The 17919-nt window shown below is 62.4% G+C and carries 17 protein-coding genes, 4 tRNA genes and 1 pseudogene; 17 read left to right on the forward strand and 5 right to left on the reverse strand.

The genetic code is table 11. From position 1 onward, the window contains the following. Nucleotides 1-2 precede the first annotated feature (2 nt). The 8 genes from KSS96_RS09555 to KSS96_RS09590 all read left to right on the forward strand — a co-directional run bounded on the left by KSS96_RS09555 (nt 3) and on the right by KSS96_RS09590 (nt 6811). Nucleotides 3-350 carry a DUF4389 domain-containing protein gene (locus KSS96_RS09555; protein ID WP_017529294.1) on the forward strand — a complete coding sequence of 116 codons (348 nt, stop codon included), beginning with the start codon at nt 3-5 and terminating at the stop codon, nt 348-350. Further along, on the forward strand, nt 347-796 hold the full coding sequence (gene sixA / locus KSS96_RS09560; protein ID WP_065878005.1) for a phosphohistidine phosphatase SixA: 450 nt from the start codon (nt 347-349) through the stop codon (nt 794-796). Before KSS96_RS09555 ends, sixA begins: the two co-directional genes overlap by 4 nt. Before the next feature lie 85 nt (nt 797-881). Then, nucleotides 882-2531 carry an AMP-binding protein gene (locus KSS96_RS09565; protein WP_116079445.1) on the forward strand — a complete coding sequence of 550 codons (1650 nt, stop codon included), beginning with the start codon at nt 882-884 and terminating at the stop codon, nt 2529-2531. 31 nt (nt 2532-2562) lie between these two features. After that, complete coding sequence (locus tag KSS96_RS09570; protein WP_017529291.1) at nt 2563-3006, forward strand: hotdog fold thioesterase; 444 nt, start codon at nt 2563-2565, stop codon at nt 3004-3006. 96 nt (nt 3007-3102) lie between these two features. Continuing rightward, nucleotides 3103-3906, forward strand: coding sequence for an alpha/beta fold hydrolase (locus tag KSS96_RS09575; protein WP_017529290.1), 804 nt, complete (start codon nt 3103-3105; stop codon nt 3904-3906). Continuing rightward, entirely contained in the window at nt 3903-4757 is an 855-nt protein-coding gene (locus tag KSS96_RS09580; protein ID WP_017529289.1) for an alpha/beta hydrolase, read from the forward strand. The genes KSS96_RS09575 and KSS96_RS09580 overlap by 4 nt, the downstream gene beginning before the upstream one ends. Nucleotides 4758-4859: 102 nt before the next feature. Continuing rightward, a complete protein-coding gene (locus tag KSS96_RS09585) occupies nt 4860-5678 on the forward strand; it encodes a DUF4892 domain-containing protein (protein WP_217856042.1) in 819 nt (272 codons plus the stop codon). Between the two features lie 71 nt (nt 5679-5749). Next, nucleotides 5750-6811, forward strand: coding sequence for an AI-2E family transporter (locus KSS96_RS09590; RefSeq protein WP_017529287.1), 1062 nt, complete (start codon nt 5750-5752; stop codon nt 6809-6811). An 11-nt stretch (nt 6812-6822) separates the two neighbouring features. Here KSS96_RS09590 and KSS96_RS09595 read toward each other — a convergent pair whose 3' ends face one another. Together KSS96_RS09595 and KSS96_RS09600 are read right to left on the reverse strand one after the other, a co-directional pair. Beyond that, nucleotides 6823-7857, reverse strand: coding sequence for a sensor histidine kinase (locus tag KSS96_RS09595; RefSeq protein WP_065878013.1), 1035 nt, complete (start codon nt 7855-7857; stop codon nt 6823-6825). Further along, complete coding sequence (locus tag KSS96_RS09600; protein WP_065878062.1) at nt 7857-8621, reverse strand: response regulator; 765 nt, start codon at nt 8619-8621, stop codon at nt 7857-7859. The genes KSS96_RS09595 and KSS96_RS09600 overlap by 1 nt, the downstream gene beginning before the upstream one ends. A 259-nt stretch (nt 8622-8880) precedes the next feature. Between KSS96_RS09600 and pyrF the strand changes: the two genes are divergently transcribed. After that, complete coding sequence (gene pyrF / locus KSS96_RS09605) at nt 8881-9579, forward strand: orotidine-5'-phosphate decarboxylase (RefSeq protein WP_017530388.1); 699 nt, start codon at nt 8881-8883, stop codon at nt 9577-9579. A gap of 74 nt (nt 9580-9653) precedes the next feature. On the opposite strand, the gene KSS96_RS09610 is transcribed toward pyrF, so the two are convergent. Continuing rightward, nucleotides 9654-10661, reverse strand: a complete 1008-nt coding sequence (locus KSS96_RS09610; RefSeq protein ID WP_017530387.1) for an NADP-dependent oxidoreductase — start codon at nt 10659-10661, stop codon at nt 9654-9656. A 226-nt stretch (nt 10662-10887) separates the two neighbouring features. Between KSS96_RS09610 and KSS96_RS09615 the strand changes: the two genes are divergently transcribed. From KSS96_RS09615 to KSS96_RS28255, 4 genes and pseudogenes are all read left to right on the forward strand, one after another. After that, on the forward strand, nt 10888-11649 hold the full coding sequence (locus KSS96_RS09615) for an SDR family oxidoreductase (protein ID WP_217856043.1): 762 nt from the start codon (nt 10888-10890) through the stop codon (nt 11647-11649). Nucleotides 11650-11850: 201 nt separating this feature from the next. Beyond that, complete coding sequence (locus KSS96_RS09620) at nt 11851-13263, forward strand: aminotransferase-like domain-containing protein (protein WP_017530385.1); 1413 nt, start codon at nt 11851-11853, stop codon at nt 13261-13263. Nucleotides 13264-14286: 1023 nt separating this feature from the next. Beyond that, nucleotides 14287-14487 (forward strand): annotated as a pseudogene (locus KSS96_RS28250) (HAMP domain-containing protein); the annotation flags it as partial. A gap of 15 nt (nt 14488-14502) precedes the next feature. After that, on the forward strand, nt 14503-15345 hold the full coding sequence (locus KSS96_RS28255) for a methyl-accepting chemotaxis protein (protein ID WP_370737719.1): 843 nt from the start codon (nt 14503-14505) through the stop codon (nt 15343-15345). Nucleotides 15346-15381: 36 nt separating this feature from the next. Here KSS96_RS28255 and KSS96_RS09630 read toward each other — a convergent pair whose 3' ends face one another. Together KSS96_RS09630 and KSS96_RS09635 are read right to left on the reverse strand one after the other, a co-directional pair. After that, a complete protein-coding gene (locus tag KSS96_RS09630; RefSeq protein WP_017530383.1) occupies nt 15382-16194 on the reverse strand; it encodes an alpha/beta fold hydrolase in 813 nt (270 codons plus the stop codon). Between the two features lie 120 nt (nt 16195-16314). Then, complete coding sequence (locus KSS96_RS09635) at nt 16315-17085, reverse strand: hypothetical protein (protein ID WP_026067464.1); 771 nt, start codon at nt 17083-17085, stop codon at nt 16315-16317. 358 nt (nt 17086-17443) lie between these two features. Here KSS96_RS09635 and KSS96_RS09640 point away from each other — a divergent pair. From KSS96_RS09640 to KSS96_RS09655, 4 genes are all read left to right on the forward strand, one after another. Then, nucleotides 17444-17519, forward strand: a tRNA-Glu gene (locus KSS96_RS09640). Nucleotides 17520-17522: 3 nt separating this feature from the next. Further along, nucleotides 17523-17598 (forward strand) — tRNA-Gly (locus KSS96_RS09645). 105 nt (nt 17599-17703) lie between these two features. Then, a tRNA-Glu gene (locus tag KSS96_RS09650) sits at nt 17704-17779 on the forward strand. 3 nt (nt 17780-17782) lie between these two features. Beyond that, nucleotides 17783-17858 (forward strand) — tRNA-Gly (locus KSS96_RS09655). Nucleotides 17859-17919: the final 61 nt, after the last annotated feature.

Below are 17919 nucleotides of genomic sequence, written 5' to 3' on the forward strand. Positions count from 1 at the left end.
TCATGAACGATCCGAAAGCAGCCCCCCAATACGAATCCATTGTTCTGCGCATTCTCTGGATGCTGGTGTTTGCCCTGGTGTGGCAAGTGGCGCAGTTCCTCCTTGGCGCGCTGGTCGTGGTGCAATTGATCTACCGCCTGGTGTACGGCGCGCCGAGCCTGGGCCTGATGAACTTCGGCGACAGCCTCAGCCAGTTCCTGGCGCAGATCGGCCGCTTCGGCAGCTTTCACAGCGAACAAAAGCCTTGGCCTTTCGCCGATTGGCCCACCCCGCGCGCACCGGAGGGCGAGGCCGCCCACAGCGTGCCGCCGGCGCCGCACCCGGTGCGTGATGAAGAGCCGAAACTGTGAAGCTGTGGATTTTGCGCCACGGTGAGGCCGAGGGGCATGCCCCTAGCGACGCTGAACGCAACCTCACCGAGCATGGCCGCGCCGAAGTGCTGCGCAGCGCCGCGCACCTGATCGGCCAGCCGATCACGGCGATCATCGCCAGCCCCTACGTACGGGCGCAGCAGACCGCGCAACTGGTGCGCGAAGCCCTTGGTTTTGAACCTCAGGTCCGCACCGTGCCGTGGCTGACCCCGGAGGGCAACCCACTGGAGGTGCTGCAAAAACTCGAGACCGATGACACTGTGCTGCTGGTCAGCCATCAGCCATTGGTCGGCAGCCTGATCAGCTTTTTGCAGCATGGCCATCAACGCCAGCCGCAGCCGATGTACACCGCCAGCCTGGCGGAATTGGAGGGCGACTTCCCGCTGGCGGGGCTGATGAGCCTGGTGAGCGTGAAGAACCCCTAGGCGCTGGCGCTGCTTTGTGTGTGCTATACCGTAGACCAAGCAAGTGCTTGGTTGGCTATGGTCGGATCACAAAGGAGCGCGTCCCATGCCCGTCGCTGTTCGTTTGCCGTTGCACGTCTTCTTCGAACGTGAGGCGCGCCATCCGCGCCAGCGCTTTCTGGTTCAGCCCCTTCGCGGGGGCAAGGTGCAGACGCTCACCTGGAGTGAAGTAGGCCACCAGGCCCGTTGCGCTGCGCGCTGGCTGCGCGAGCGGGAATTGCCGGCGGGTTCGCACATTGCCCTGATCTCGAAAAACTGTGCGCACTGGGTCATCGCCGACCTGGCGATCTGGATGGCCGGGCATGTCTCGGTGCCGCTTTACCCCAACCTCACGGCTGACTCGGTTGCCCATGTGCTCAGGCATTCCGAAGCGGCGCTGGTGTTTGTCGGCAAACTCGACGATTGGCCCGCCATGGCCCCTGGCGTACCTGGCGGCTTGCCGACCATCAGCCTGCCGCTGTGCCCGGGTGGCGCGTTCGACTTCAGCTGGGCCGACCTCCAAGCCTGCCCGCCGATCCAGGACAACCCCGCGCCTGCGGCCGCCGACCTGGCAACCATCATCTATACCTCCGGCACCACCGGCCTGCCTAAAGGCGTGATGCACAGTTTCGGTGCCCTGGGCTTCGCCGCTACCCGCGGCGCCGAATTGTTTGGCCTGGGGGAGGGTGACCGCTTGCTGTCGTACTTGCCGCTGTGCCACGTGGCGGAGCGTATGTTCGTGGAGATGGCCGCGATCTATACCGGGCAAACCGTGTTTTTCGCCGAGAGCCTGGACACGTTTCTGGCGGACTTGCGCAGGGCACGCCCGACCGCGCTGTTTGGCGTGCCGCGTATCTGGACCAAATTCCAGATGGGGGTGTACGCCAAGATCCCGCAGAAGCGCCTCGACACCTTGCTGCGCCTGCCGTTTATCGGCAAGTACGTTGGCCATAAGGTGCTTGCCGGCTTGGGCCTGGATGCGTTGCGTATTGCGCTGTCCGGCGCGGCGCCGGTGCCGCAAGCCCTGCTGCGCTGGTATTGGCGGCTGGGCCTGGACGTGCTTGAGGTGTATGGCATGACCGAGAGCTGCGGTTATTCCCATGTGTGCCGCCCGGGCGCGCAGAAAATCGGTTGGATCGGCCCGCCGTGCCCGAGCGTCGAGGTGCGGATCGAACCGTCGGGAGAAGTGCAGGTGCGCAGCGACGCGACCATGCTCGGCTATTTCAAAGACCCGCAAAAAACCGCTGAGACACTCACTGCCGATGGTTTCCTGCGCACGGGCGACAAAGGCGAGCAGGATGCCGACGGCCGCCTGCGCCTGACCGGGCGGCTCAAGGAGATCTTCAAAACCAGCAAAGGCAAATATGTGGCCCCGGCGCCGATCGAAAACCGCCTGGCCGAACATGCGAGCATCGAGCAGGTGTGCGTGGTGGGTGATGGCCTCGCGGCGCCGATAGGGCTGTGCGTGCTGTCGGCGGCAGGCCATGACCGACAAGCGTTGCGCGCTAGCCTTGAGCGCTGGCTGGAACACGTCAACCAGGCGCTGGATAAGCACGAGCGCCTGCGTCAGTTGGTGTTGGTCAACGACAATTGGGGCGTGGAAAACGGCTTCCTGACGCCAACCTTGAAGATCAAGCGCAACGTCATCGAGTCGACCTACGGCGCGCAATTGCAGCGTTGGAGCGAGCGTTCCGAGACCGTTGTGTGGCAGGATTAGGCCCATCATAAAACCAACAAGGACTACCCCCATGAGCCTGTGGCGCACCCAACCGAATATCGAACAGCTCAATGCCGCGCAGAAAAACACCATCGGTGAACTGCTGGATATTCGCTTTGAAAGCTTCGACGACGACTCCCTGACCGCCAGCATGGTGGTCGATCACCGCACCCATCAGCCCTACGGCCTGCTGCACGGTGGCGCCTCGGTGGTGCTGGCCGAGAGCGTCGGTTCCATGGCCGCCTACTTGTGCATCGACCCCAGCAAGTTCTACTGCGTGGGCCTGGAGGTGAACGCCAACCACTTGCGCGGCGTGCGCAGCGGGCGCGTGACGGCGGTGGCCAAGGCGATCCATATCGGCCGCACCACCCAGGTGTGGGACATTCGCCTGACCACCGAGGATGGCAAGGCCAACTGCGTTTCGCGCCTGACCATGGCCGTGGTGCCCCTGGGCGAGAACCCGCCGGCGCGATAGGCGTGGCGTGAGTGTCATCATTCCTGGCAGTTACAGTCATTGCTGTGCCGACCTGGCGTTGTGACAATCCACTTTTGTTTTGGAGAGGGGGCCGGTATGTCGCAGCACGTGTTTTTTGCCCACGCCAATGGCTTCCCATCGGCCACCTACGGCAAGCTGTTTGCCGCCCTGGCCCCGCAATACAGCGTGGCTCACTTGCCGCAGCACGGCCACGACCCCAGGTTTCCCGTGGACGATAACTGGCAGAACCTGGTGGATGAATTGATCCACCATCTGGAACAACAGCCGGAACCAGTATGGGGCGTGGGCCACTCCTTGGGGGGCGTGTTGCATTTGCACGCGGCCCTGCGCCGGCCGCAACTGTATCGCGGGGTGGTAATGCTCGACTCGCCGGTACTGACCCGTGCGGACCGCTGGGTGATACGCGCGGCCAAGCGTTTCGGCTTTATCGACCGCCTGACCCCGGCGGGGCGCACCCTGGGCCGGCGTGAGGAGTTCAGCGACCTGGACGCCGCGCGCAGTTACTTCGCCGGCAAGACACTGTTTCGTGGCTTCGACCCCGATTGCTTCGAGGCTTACCTGCAACATGGCCTGTACCAGGCGGGTGATCGCCTGCGTTTGCGTTTCGACCCGGCCACTGAAATCAGCATTTACCGTGGTGTGCCCCACACCAGCCCCGGCCAGGTACGCCAGTTGAAGGTGCCCTTGGCGGTGGTGCGCGGCCGCCAGAGCCGCGTGGTGATGCGTCACCATGCCAGCGGCGTAGACCGCCTGCCGATGGGAGAGATGCTCACCATGCCGGGCGGACATATGTTCCCGCTTGAACGTCCGCAAGACACGGCGACCTTGATCAAGACCCTGTTCGCCCGCTGGCAGGCCCGCGAGCGCAGTTGCGCATGAGCACGCCGGTCGAAGAAGTCCGCCTGAGCCTGGCGCATATCGAATTGGCCGCGCATTTGTCTGGCCCGGAGGATGGCGTGCCGGTGATCGCCCTGCATGGCTGGCTGGACAACGCCAACAGCTTTGCGCGCCTGGCGCCCAAGCTCGAAGGCTTGCGCATCGTGGCGCTGGACATGGCGGGCCATGGGCATTCGGCGCACCGTCCAACCGGCGCCGGTTATGCATTGTGGGATTACGTCTTCGATGTGTTGCAAGTGGCCGAGCAACTGGGTTGGAAACGTTTTGCATTACTTGGCCATTCCCTCGGCGCCATCGTTTCTCTGGTGCTGGCCGGTGCCTTGCCGGAACGGGTCACGCACTTGGGGTTGATCGACGGTGTGATCCCTCCGACGGCCAGTGGCGAGAACGCGGCCGAGCGCCTGGGCATGGCGTTGCAGGCGCAATTGAACCTGCAAGGCAAGCGCAAGCCGGTGTACACCACCCTGGATCGCGCCGTCGAGGCGAGGATGAAAGGCTTGGTGGCCGTCAGCCGTGAAGCCGCCGAACTGCTGGCCCAGCGTGGTTTGATGCCGGTGCCGGGCGGTTATACCTGGCGCACCGATAGCCGCTTGACCCTGGCTTCGCCGATGCGTCTGACCGACGAACAGGCCATGGCTTTCGTGCGTCGTGTCGCTTGCCCTGCGCAGTTGGTGGTGGCAGCCGACGGCATGCTGGCGAAACATCCGGAATTGCTTTCCCAGCTCCCCTTTAGCGTGACGACGCTGCCAGGTGGCCATCATTTGCACCTGAATGATGAGCCCGGTGCGGTTCTTGTTGCAGACTGTTTCAATCGGTTCTTCTCCGCGCCTTGACTTGGCGCGGTCAACTGCCGAGGCTGGGCGGATTGAAAGGGAGTCAACCATGAACAATCTCAACACCGCTGCGACCTACGATGGCCAAGGCGCGTTGATCTTATGAGCGTGCGTAACGGATGTGTCCGTATCTTCGGGTTGAGCCTTCTCAGCCCCTGGGTGTTTGCCGCCGACGTACCGGGTAGCCAGGACCTGCCTGCCGTGGCCCGTCAGGTCGATGCGCAAATCGTCGATTACCGCCCCGCCGAAGAAAAAGAACGTATCTACCCCATGGGCGCGATCCGCAAGATCAGCGGCCAATTGCGTTATGAAGGCCAGGCCACCGCGCGCGGCCAAACCACCGCCATTACCTATGAAATGCCCGCCGAACACAGCTCCAGCGCTGCGTTTACCGCCACCCGCGAGGCATTGCAGGCCAACGGCGCGCAACTGTTGTTCTGGTGCCAGGCCCGCGATTGCGGCGAAAGCAGCCTGTGGGCCAACGAGATTTTCGGCAACGCCAAGTTGGTGGGTGCCGATGGCCAGCAGGAATACCTGCTGCTGCGTCTGGCCGCACCGCAGGACAATGCCTTGGTAGCGTTGTACGGCATCACCCGCGGTAACCGCCGCGCCTATCTGCATGTAGAGCAAATGAACGCGAGCGCGCCGCTGGGGGCTCTGTTGCCCACCTCGGCGACGTTGTTGCGCGAGTTGAAAAGCACCGGCGAGCTGGACTTTCCCGCACTCGGCGCAGAGCCGGACGCCACCTGGCTGACCTTGATCTCCCGTGGCTTGAACCTCGACACCACGTTGCGCGTCAGCCTGGCCGGCCCGCATGCCGAGGCCTGGCGCCAGGCCTTGGTCGACACAGGCGTGCGCGCCGCCCGTTTGGAAACCGGTACCGCTGAAACCAAAGGCCTGCACCTGCATCTGATACGCTGACCGCTACCAGGCGAACGGACCCGCGCCGTTCGCCTAAGCTCTCTTCCTACAGTCTTCTTCTCGAGATACCCATGCTCAATAACGATCGCCTGCTGGTGCAAATCCTGCTGCTGGTGTTGTTTGGTGCCAGCTTCTGGGTGATGGCGCCATTTTGGTCGGCGCTGTTCTGGGGCGCGGTACTGGCATTTGCCAGTTGGCCGCTGATGGTGCTGCTGACGCGCTGGCTGGGCGGCCGCGAATCGTTGGCGGCCGGCATCCTGACCCTGGGTTGGATGCTGCTGGTGGCGGTGCCGCTGGTGTGGCTGGGGTTCAACCTGGCGGACCATGTGCGCGACGCCGTGGCATTGATCAAGGATATTCAGGTCGACGGCCTGCCCGAGGCGCCGACCTGGCTGGGTTCGATCCCTTTTGTGGGGGAGCGCCTGGTCGGGATGTGGAACAGCATCGATCAGCAGGGTGCGGCGTTGATGGTCAGCCTCAAGCCTTACCTGGGCCAGGTGGGCAACTGGTTGCTGGCGCGCAGTGCGCAGATCGGCGGCGGCATCCTTGAACTGACCTTGAGCCTGGTGTTCGTATTCTTTTTCTATCGCGATGGCCCACGGTTGGCGATGTTCGTGCACCGCCTGTTGGAGCGCCTGATCGGTGACCGCGCGGGGTACTACATCGAACTGGTGGCCGGTACGGTGCAACGGGTGGTCAACGGCGTGATCGGCACCGCCGCCGCCCAAGCCGTGCTGGCGCTGATCGGCTTCCTGATCGCCGGTGTGCCGGGCGCGCTGGTGCTGGGGATCGTCACGTTCCTGCTCAGCCTGATCCCCATGGGCCCGCCGCTGGTGTGGATCCCGGCCACGGCCTGGCTGGCATGGAAGGGCGACTACACCTACGCGGTGTTCCTGGGCGTGTGGGGCACGTTCATCATCAGCGGCGTGGACAACGTGCTCAAGCCGTACCTGATCAGCCGTGGCGGCAACCTGCCGCTGGTGATCGTGTTGCTCGGGGTATTCGGCGGTTTGATCGCCTTTGGCTTTATCGGCCTGTTTATCGGCCCCACCCTGTTGGCCGTGGCGTACAGCCTGCTGACGGATTGGAGCGCCACCCAGGCGCAGGGGCGCCGCGAAGACAAACCGTCGTAGTGGCTACCGGGTCAGGTGCGGGGTAACCACATCACCGCCGTCAAGCCGCCGCCTGGGGTCTCCTCCAGGCTCAGGCGGCCGCCGAGGCGTTCCACGGCGTCTTTGGCAATCGTCATGCCCAAACCCACGCCGCCGGAATTGCGATTGCGGGAGCCTTCGAGCCGATAGAACGGCTCGAACACCGCCTCGCGCTTGTCGGCGGCAATGCCCGGGCCCTGGTCGATCACCCGAATTACCAAGGCTTCGCTGCTGTCCGCCAGCTCGATACGTGCCGTGCCGGCATAGCGCAACGCATTGTCGATCAGGTTGTTCAAGCAGGAGCGCAAGGCCATGGGCTGCACCTGCAGTGGGGCGCAGGTGCCGGTGAATTGCACATCCGACCCCTGGTCCTGGGCGTTTTCACTCGTCGACTCCACCAGGGCTTGCACGTCCAGCCAGTGTCGGGTTTCGCTGGTGCGCTGTTCGTGCAGGTAGCTCAGGGTGGCGTCGAGCATACCGATCATGTCGTCCAGGTCCTGGCGCATCTGGCCCTGCAATTTTGTATCGTCGATCTGCTCCAGGCGCAGCTTGAGGCGTGACAGCGGAGTGCGCAGGTCGTGGGAGACAGCGCCGAGCATGCGCCCGCGCTGGCTGACCTGTTCGCGAATGCGCTTTTGCATCAGGTTGAAGGTCGAGGCTGCCTGGCGCGCTTCCCGTGGGCCGGATTCGTCGAGGGGCGGGCTGTCGAGGTCCAGGCTCAAGCGTTCTGCCGCTTCGCTCAGGCGCTGGATCGGTCGGCTCAACAATTTGGCACCGTACCAGGCCGCAATAATCAGCGAGAAAAATTGAAAGGTCAGGGGCACGACCGGGCCGCCGAACCAAGGGCGGGGGGGCTTTTCGCGCAGCGGCATGCTGCTCGCGCCCGGCTGCTCGATAAAACGCTCCGGCGGTGGAGGCGGTTGCCCGTAGTGGTGAAACCAGAAGAACGCCAGCGCATGGGCCAGCACAATCGCCACCAGCAACACGCCGAACAACCGACCAAACAGTGTGTTGAAGGGCGCACGCATCAACCGATATCCCGTGCGTCGAACAGATAGCCTTCGCCGCGCACGGTCTTGATCAACTGCGGGGCCTTGGGGTCGTCCCCCAGTTTCTGGCGCAGGCGCGAGACGAGCAGGTCGATGCTGCGATCAAATGCTTCGATGGAACGCCCACGGGCCGCATCCAGCAATTGCTCGCGGCTCAGCACCCGGCGCGGGCGCTCGATAAACACCCACAACAGACGGAACTCGGCGTTGGACAGCGGCACCACCAGGCCGTTGTCGGCCACCAACTGGCGCAGCACGCTGTTGAGGCGCCAGTTGTCGAAGCGGATATTGGCGCGTTGCTCGGTACGGTCATCCCGCACCCGGCGCAGGATGGTCTGGATACGCGCCACCAGCTCGCGCGGCTCGAACGGCTTGGACATGTAGTCGTCGGCGCCCAGCTCCAGGCCGATGATGCGATCGGTGGGCTCGCAGCGGGCGGTGAGCATCAGGATCGGGATATCCGACTCCGCGCGCAGCCAGCGGCACAGCGACAGGCCGTCTTCGCCTGGCAGCATCAGGTCGAGCACCACCACGTCAAAGGTTTCGGCCTGCATGGCCAGGCGCATCGCGGTGCCGTCAGTGACGCCGGTGGCGAAGATATTGAAGCGGGCCAGGTAGTCGATCAGCAATTCGCGGATCGGCACATCGTCATCGACGATCAGCGCGCGGGTGTTCCAACGTTTTTCATCGGCGATTACCGCGCCTTTCTGTTCGCCGTTCACTGGGACAAAGGGGGTCTGCATAGTGCGATCGTCTGCCTGGTTGTTGCGGTCAGCATAGGCGCCCAGCCCCATGGCTGGAAGTGCTGGTCGGTAGGTCGTGCGAGCGAGGCTAGCGGCGGGGCGTGTTGGGGGCATGTCGTGAATGTATCGGCTTTGACATAATGCCCGCCAATGCCCGCCGGGTAGCGCTTGGTCAGTATTTACCGATCATCGGATCCCGCAACGGCGCCGCTTGCGCTACAATCCGCGCCGATTTCGACTTGCCTGAGAGCCCATCCCAATGTCCGTCTGCCAGACTCCTATCATCGTCGCCCTGGATTACCCCACCCGTGACGCCGCACTGAAGCTGGCTGACCAGTTGGACCCCGCGCTTTGCCGGGTCAAGGTCGGCAAGGAACTGTTCACCAGTTGCGCCGCGGAAATCGTCGGCACCCTGCGTGACAAAGGCTTTGAAGTGTTCCTCGACCTGAAATTCCACGATATCCCCAACACCACCGCGATGGCGGTCAAGGCTGCCGCCGAAATGGGCGTGTGGATGGTCAACGTGCACTGCTCAGGCGGCCTGCGCATGATGAGTGCTTGCCGCGAAGTGCTGGAACAGCGCAGCGGCCCCAAGCCCCTGCTGATCGGCGTGACCGTGCTGACCAGCATGGAACGCGAAGACCTGGCGGCGATCGGCCTGGACATCGAGCCCCAGGAGCAGGTACTGCGCCTGGCCGCCCTGGCACAGAAAGCCGGCCTTGATGGCCTGGTGTGCTCGGCCCTGGAAGCCCAGGCGCTGAAGACCGCTCACCCGTCGTTGCAATTGGTGACGCCGGGTATCCGTCCCGCAGGCAGCGCCCACGACGATCAGCGCCGTATCCTGACCCCGCGCCAGGCGCTGGACGCGGGTTCCGACTATCTGGTGATCGGTCGTCCGATCAGCCAGGCGGCCGATCCGGCCAAGGCGTTGGCGGCGGTAGTGGCCGAGATCGCCTGACCTTGGGGCATACGCGGTAAAAAAACAGGGGAGCGAGCCAAGCCCGCTCCCCTGTTGAGAGGTTCCAGGGTGGTTCAGTTGACCTTGAGTACCAACTTGCCGAAGTTCTCGCCGTTGAATAGCTTCATCAGCGTCTCCGGGAAGGTCTCCAGCCCGTCTACGATGTCTTCCTTGCTCTTGAGCTTGCCCTGGGCCATCCAACCGGCCATCTCCTGCCCGGCAGCGGCAAAGTTCGCCGCATGATCCATCACCACAAAGCCTTCCATGCGCGCGCGATTGACCAGCAGTGCCAAGTAATTGGCCGGGCCTTTCACGGCTTCCTTGTTGTTGTACTGGCTGATGGCGCCGCAAATCACCACCCGTGCCTTCAGCGCCAGGCGGCTGAGCACGGCGTCGAGAATGTCGCCGCCGACGTTATCGAAATACACATCCACGCCTTTGGGGCATTCACGTTTGAGGGCGGCGGGTACGTCTTCGTTCTTGTAGTCGATGGCGGCGTCGAAGCCCAGTTCATCCACCAGGAACTTGCACTTGTCGGCACCGCCGGCAATGCCGATCACGCGGCAGCCCTTGAGTTTGGCGATTTGCCCGGCAATGCTGCCCACCGCGCCGGCCGCGCCGGAGATCACCACGGTTTCGCCGGCTTTGGGCGCGCCGGTGTCCAGCAGGGCAAAGTAGGCGGTCATGCCAGTCATGCCCAACGCGGACAGGTAGCGGGGCAGAGGCGCCAGTGACGGATCAACCTTATAGAAACCCCGCGGTTCGCCGACGAAGTAATCCTGCACGCCCAGGGCACCGTTCACGTAGTCCCCGACGGCGAAGTTGGGGTGGTTCGACGCAATTACTTTACCCACGCCCAACGCGCGCATGACTTCGCCGATACCGACGGGCGGAATGTAGGACTTGCCCTCATTCATCCAGCCGCGCATGGCCGGGTCGAGGGACAGGTATTCGTTGTGTACCAACACTTGCCCGTCCGCCGGCGTGCCCACCGGCACTTCCTGGTAGGTGAAGGTGTCCCGGGTGGCTGCGCCGACCGGGCGTTTGGCGAGCAGGAATTGGCGATTGGTCTGGGCGGTCATGGCAGCGGCTCTTTAGAAATGAAGCATGAGTGATAGACCTTCCAGGGCCTGCGGGCAAGGTTCGTGCTGGGGGCGAATGCTTGTCGATAGGTGTCATTGATAGTCGGCCCTGGCGGCTTATCACCAGCACTCATGCAGCGCTAACCGGCCGTTTGATAGTGCTGACGTGCAAGTCCCGGCGTTGGCTAGACTCGCGCCACCGCTATTTCTTCCACAGGACATTCCCATGAGCATGACGTTTTTCGGCCAGGTCGCCCTGGTGACCGGCGCCGCCGCCGGTATTGGCCGCGCCACCGCGCTGGCGTTCGCCGCAGAAGGTTTGAAGGTCGTGGTTGCCGACCTGGATGTGGCGGGCGGCGAGGGCACTGTGGCGTTGATCCGGCAAGCTGGCGGTGAGGCCCTGTTCGTGCGCTGCAATGTCACGCTGGAGGCGGACGTGCAACAACTGATGGCGCAAACCGTCAACGCCTATGGCCGTCTTGACTACGCCTTCAATAACGCCGGGATCGAGATTGAGAAAGGCAAGCTGGCGGACGGCAGCCTGGATGAGTTCGACGCCATCATGGGCGTCAACGTCAAGGGGGTGTGGCTGTGCATGAAGTATCAGTTGCCGTTGCTGCTGGCCCAGGGCGGCGGTGCCATCGTCAATACCGCATCGGTGGCGGGCTTGGGCGCGGCGCCGAAAATGAGCATTTATGCGGCTTCCAAACACGCCGTGATCGGCCTGACCAAGTCGGCGGCCATCGAGTATGCGAAGAAGAAAGTCCGCGTCAACGCGGTGTGCCCGGCGGTGATCGACACCGATATGTTCCGCCGCGCCTATGAGGCCGACCCCCGCAAGGCCGAATTCGCTGCGGCCATGCACCCGGTTGGGCGGATCGGCAAAGTCGAGGAAATCGCCAGCGCCGTGTTGTACCTGTGCAGCGATGGCGCTGCGTTCACCACCGGCCACGCCCTGGCGGTCGACGGTGGCGCGACGGCGATCTAGGACCTTGCGCCGCACCCTATTCGAAAAAGTCTGGGGTGCTGTGGGGCTTTTCCAAAGCTGGCAAAACGCTGTGATCGAATGTGTATCATTAGGTAAATAAGCTAATAAAATCAATAATTTAATAGATTTTTGCCGCCGGCCACTACGGGCTTCTGTGCTTAACTCTTCGGGTTGAAATCAGACAGTTGAAGTGAGTGGCTCATGGATTTAGGGATCGATCGACAAGCCCTTGTACCGGTGGTGCAGCAAATCGTCAGCGCGGTGGCGCAATGGATCCGCAAGGACGGGGTGAGTCCCGGCACGCGCCTGCCGTCCATCCGGCAGGTGGCCCTGGATAACCTGCTTAGCCAATCCAGCGTCATCGAGGCCTTCGAGCGGATGGTCGCTCAAGGGTTGCTGGCACCGAGGCAGGGCTCGGGGTTTGTGGTGGCCCAGCCGCCTGTCTCGCACGAGGGCCACTGGTATGAGGGCGCGGAGCGCGATTGGGGGGCGTTTGCCGATAACCCCGTGGGCGAGCTTAAACTCGGCTGCGGCTGGCTGCCGGATACCTGGCATGAAAGCGATGACATCAGTTATGCCATTCGTGAAGTCACCCGCTCCGACACGGCGGGCCTGTTCAACTACAGCACCCCGTTGGGTTTGCCCGTGCTGCGCGAGCAACTGCTCAAGCACCTTACCCGGGTTCACATCGCCACCAGCCTTGATCGCATCCTCACGACCGCAGGCGCCAGCCATGCCCAGGACCTGTTGATACGCACGTTACTTCGGGCCGGTGACAGCGTGGTGGTGGAAACGCCGGGGTATGGCAACCTCTATCGGCAATTGGCGTTCCAGGGCGTGCACCTGCTGGAAGTGCCGCGCACCCGAGGCGGCCCGGACCTGCCGGCGCTGGAAACGCTGTTGCAGCAGCATCGCCCCAAATGCCTGTTCATTCACAGCCTGTATCACAACCCCACCGGGACCAGCCTCGGTCGGGCGGTGGCCGAGCGCTTGCTGGAGCTGGCCCATCGCGACAACTTCCTGATCATTGAAGAAGACGTCTACGGGGATCTGCAGCACGCCAGCTGCACACGGCTTTCGGCGCTGCCCCATGGCGATCGCGTGATCTACATCGCAAGTTTTTCCAAGACCCTGAGCAGCGCGTTGCGCGTGGGCTACCTCTGTGCCAGCGCGGCGATCATCGCGCAGTTGGTCAGCCTCAAGACGTTGACCGGTTTCGGCACTTCGCGGTTTGCCGAAGCAGTGGTCGCCGCGCTGCTGGCCAATGGTACGTACCGCAAGTGGGTGCAGCGCTTGCGCAAGCGGCTGCGCACGGAAATGACCGCCACGTTGCAAGTGCTGGAGGACGAAGAATGGGAGGTGTTCGCCGTGCCCGCCGGCGGCATGTTGTTATGGGCGCGACCGGCCGAGAGTGAGCTGTCGCGGCTACAAGCCTGTGCCCGACGGCTGGGGGTGCTGCTGTCGCCTGGGGCGCTGTTCAGCCCGACCGGTGAACACAGTGAGTGGCTGCGTATAAATGTGGCCTATGCTGCTGATCAGCGGGCCTTGGCCTTGTTCCGTGCCATGGCACCTGCCAGATCGACCTCGACCATCCTGAAAACGACGATCGTGTAGCTTTTTGCCATTATTGTGGCGCCGACGCCTTGTGTTGATGGCCTGGTCGTTGCGAATCTCGTGTCTTGTCAATCGGGCTTGATGGCATCTGCCATTGCAAGAGGATCACGTGCAATGATTTCGGGCGTGCAACGACGTTTCGCCAACCTCGGTATGGCGAAAAAACTGGCTCTTGGATTCACTCTGGTGCTGCTGCTGACGGCCTTGGTAGCGGCTATCGGCGTGTGGTCATTGCAAACCGTTGGTCAGCGTTTCGAAGACCTCAAGGCCATGTCGTCGCTCAACAGCGGTTTGTTCAAGGTGCGCCTGATCGAGCAGGACTATGCATTGCATGCCGACCCCAAGGCGGTCGATGCCTTGCATGAAAGTATCGATGCCCTGGCCGCGCAGGCGGCCAGCCTCAAGGCCCAGTCTGCGGCGAATGTGCCGGTGATGACGGATGTAGAGCAGGCTCTGGCCGCCTACCGCAAGGCGTTCGACGAGTTTGTCGAACTGACCCAGACCAAGGACCTGGCCCTGGAAATGGCCAGTTGGTCGGTGTCCAGTGTGGCCAATAACCTCGACGTGTTGCAGGCCGGGCTGGCGGACGACGGCGCCTATGGTCTCAAGGAAAGCCAAGGCAAGGAGGGCGCCGAGTTTATCGAGCAGGCCGGCCAGGTCAGTCAGGTCTCGCGTTTGATGCTGCAGGCCATGAACGAAGCCCACGTGCGCCTGGACCAGAGCCGCAGGGTCGATGCGGATGACGCCGAGCAAGGCAAGATCGAGCAGGCCGATCAAGCCCTGGCTCAGGTGGAACAGCTGAAAACCGCGGTCAAGGACCCTGGCTACCAGACGGTACTCGGCGAAGTCTCGGGGCATATCGCCGCCTTCAGCGAGAAACTGGGCGAATACACCGGCCTGCTGGCGCAGGAAAAGGTCGTCTACAAACAGTTGCATGATCGGGCCGACCAAGTGGTCAGCCGGGTCAACCAGGCCTATGACGCTGAAGATGTGTCGATGCGGGCACAACTGAAGAAAAGCGCGATGTTGATCATCGGGTCGTCGGCGTTGGCGTTGCTGGTGGGGTTGATTGCGGCCTGGGTGATTACGCGCCTGATCGTCGCGCCGCTGCGCAGTGTGATCGCGGTGGCGCAGCAAATCGCAGCCGGTGATCTGAGTGGGCGCATGGAGGTCAGCCGCCGGGATGAAATCGGGCAGTTGATGCAGGCGATGCAACAGATGGGGAACGGCTTGAGCGATATGGTCAGTGGGCTGCAAGCTGGCATTGAGCAATTGGCCAGCTCGGCGCATTCGTTGTCCAGCGTCACCGAGCAGACCAATGTCGAGGTCAGCAGCCAGAAGGAAGAAACCGAGCAAGTGGCCACGGCGATGAACCAGATGACCGCTACCGTGCACGACGTGGCGCGCAATGCCGAAGAGGCCGCGCAAGCCGCGCAGACGGCGGACGACAAGGTTGACAGCGGCCAACAAGTGGTCCGCCAGAGTTTGCAGCGCATCGAGTTGCTGGCCAATTCGAGCACCAGTGCCAGTGCCAGCATCCAAAGCCTCAGCGCCGAAATCCAGAACATCGGCACGGTGTTGAGCGTCATCAAGAGCGTGGCCGAGCAGACTAACCTGCTGGCCTTGAACGCAGCCATCGAGGCCGCCCGTGCAGGTGAGCAAGGCCGTGGCTTTGCCGTGGTCGCCGATGAGGTCCGGGCGCTGGCCAAGCGGACTCAGCAATCGACCGAAGAAATCGAGAGGCTGGTCAGCACCTTGCGCAGCGCGGCGCAGTCGTCGGTGCAACAGATCCAGCAAAGTGGCGAACTGGTGAAGTTGGCGGTCAGTGATGCCCTGGAAACAGAAAGTGCCTTGGGCAGCATCGCGGCGGCGGTGTCATTGATTCAACAGATGAACCAGCAGATCGCCGCCGCGGCCGAAGAGCAAAGCTCGGTGGCCGAAGAGATCAACCGCAGTGTCACCAGTATCCGTGCCAGCGCCGATCAGTCGGCGTTGAGCATGCAGGGTAACGCCGCGTCCAGCATCCAACTGGCGCAGTTGGGGGCGCAGCTCAAGGGGATGGTGGGGCACTTCCGCCTCTGATCGCCGCCGGGGAGCGGTGAGCAAAGGCGAGGGTGGTCAGGCGTGGTTGGCGAGGAAGGTCAGCAGGGCTTCGTTGACGAAGTCCGGGTTTTCCCGTGCGCTGATATGCCCGGCGTCTGGAATCAATGTCAGGGTACAGCCGATCAGTTCGGCCATTTCCTCGGACTCGTGCGGGGGGCGCGGCTTGTCCTGCTCGCCGCACATCACCAATGTGGTGTCGCGGTCCAGGCTCGGCAGTTGCTTGAGTACATCCTCGCGACTGAAGATCAGGCGGCCCAATGGCACGATACTGTCCAGCAGGCGTTGCCGTGGGAAGCCTTGCAGCGACGAGCGAAAATCCTGATACAGCGCCGATTCGCGGTCTATACCCGGGCGAAAGAAGATGGGGGCAATCACATCCAGCAACGGCTCAGGAATGGCGCCGGCGTCTTCGATCATCTTGAACAGCGAGAAGTAGTATTGGCGCGTGGCTTCGGGTTCGGCCCCGAGGTGGGTGTCCATCAGCACCAGGCTGTTGATGCGCTCGGGCGCCAAGAATGCGAGACGCGCGCCCCACATGCCCCCCACCGAAAGGCCAACCAGGTTGATTTGCGCGATGTCCAACTGATCCAGCAGCGCCAGGGCCTGGCGCGCAAGGTCGTCGAGGGAGTGGGTGTGCGTGGGCAGCGGGCCCGATTCGCCATGCCCCCACAGCTCGGGAACGATGACGCGGTACTGTTGCGACAGGGCCTCGATCTGCGGTGCCCACATATGGCGGTCCCACAGGTAGCTTGACCCCAGCAGGACCACGGGGCCTGTGCCCTGGTCGATATAGTGCAGCGGTTGTCCATCAATCACGGCGAAAGGCATGGCACGACCTCTAACTTCACGGAGTGAGGGGCATGTTTTTACGCGAGTCTTGGGCAAGGGGATAGGTGCAAAGTGATGGCATCTCGTGGTGAGCAGGGCTCACCACGAGGGGAGGCTTGGTCAGTCGTAGATGACTTTCTTTTTCCACTCGGCGTCGGCCTCGACCTCTTTCATGCCCTCGGTCAATTCGCTGGCTTCTTCTATCGTCTGTTGGCTGTTTGCCAGCACGGTAGCGTTGGTACGCGCCAGTTGGGCTTCCAGCTGCTGCAGCTGCGCGCTATAGAGCACAGGCTCCGGTTGCTTGCGCAGGTATTGCGCGCCGCGCTCGAAGGCCAGGCGCGCCTGGCCCGGCTGACCCTGCTGCAAGGCGTGCTGGCCGAGGTTATTGAAGAACTCGATGTGCAGCAGCACCAGGATATGGCGAATTTCCTTGATCCAGTGCTTGGCTTCGTTTGCCGGCAGGAAACCGTCCTGGGCGGCGCGAGTGACCTGGCCATGCAGGGCTTCGAGCAAAAAGCGTACGTCCTTGGCCTTGGCTTCGGTCTGGATCGGCGTGGGTGGGTTGTTTACCGGAATGGACTCGCCCTGGGCCACCAGCGCGCTCAACTCGGTGATGCGCGCCTTGTGAGCTGCGCTGGTCTTGTTGAGGTTTAACAGGCGCTGGTTGACGTTGAGCTCCAGGCGGGTCAACAACAGTTTGAGCGCCGGGGTCATGAATTGGCCAGGGAACGTCTCGGTGATTTCACCGCAACGACGCATGCGATCGTTGAGCTCGATCACGGTGCGTTGTTTTTCCAGCTTGTTGTTTTCCACCACGTGGTTCATGTAGCCAATGGCGATCAGTATTGCGATCCCGGCTATTACCAGCAGGGTGATCATGAGTGGTGTCACCGGTGTGACCTCTTTATAGGGTTTACAGTGGAGTGTAGTGACTGGGCCAGCTATCGGATAGGACTGATCGACCAATTGCCCAGGTAGTTTCTTCTATATAGGTACGCGCTCCCTGCATGGATGCACATTGCCATCATTTGCTTGAGCGAACTATAACGTCTTGTCGTGCGCCAGAATATAGGCGCCAAGGCCTGGACGGGCAGAATGCCCATGAAAGCCTGCAAACGCAGGCGAAGTCATTGATTTTAATAAATTTATCCTTGGGGGTTGACGATCTACCAATCCATCCATAGAATGCGCGCCACTTAAAGCGTAAAGCACACAGCAAAACGCGTTGAGTAGTGAATGTTGTACGTGTGTCCCCTTCGTCTAGTGGCCTAGGACACCGCCCTTTCACGGCGGTAACAGGGGTTCGAGTCCCCTAGGGGACGCCATATGCGGGAATAGCTCAGTTGGTAGAGCACGACCTTGCCAAGGTCGGGGTCGCGAGTTCGAGTCTCGTTTCCCGCTCCAATTTTTAAGCAGTGTTGCCTTTGGGCGGCATTGAGTGAAACCAGGGCCACGTCTTCGGGCGAAGCCTCTGGGCACTGAGATACACACCATGTGTTTCAGTAGCGTGTCCCCTTCGTCTAGTGGCCTAGGACACCGCCCTTTCACGGCGGTAACAGGGGTTCGAGTCCCCTAGGGGACGCCATTTGCGGGAATAGCTCAGTTGGTAGAGCACGACCTTGCCAAGGTCGGGGTCGCGAGTTCGAGTCTCGTTTCCCGCTCCAAATTTTAAGCAGTGTTGCCTTTGGGCGACATTGAGTGAAACCAGGGCCACGTCTTCGGGCG

It is taken from the genome of Pseudomonas asgharzadehiana (assembly GCF_019139815.1).
In the GTDB taxonomy this organism is placed as follows: Bacteria; Pseudomonadota; Gammaproteobacteria; order Pseudomonadales; family Pseudomonadaceae; genus Aquipseudomonas; species Aquipseudomonas asgharzadehiana.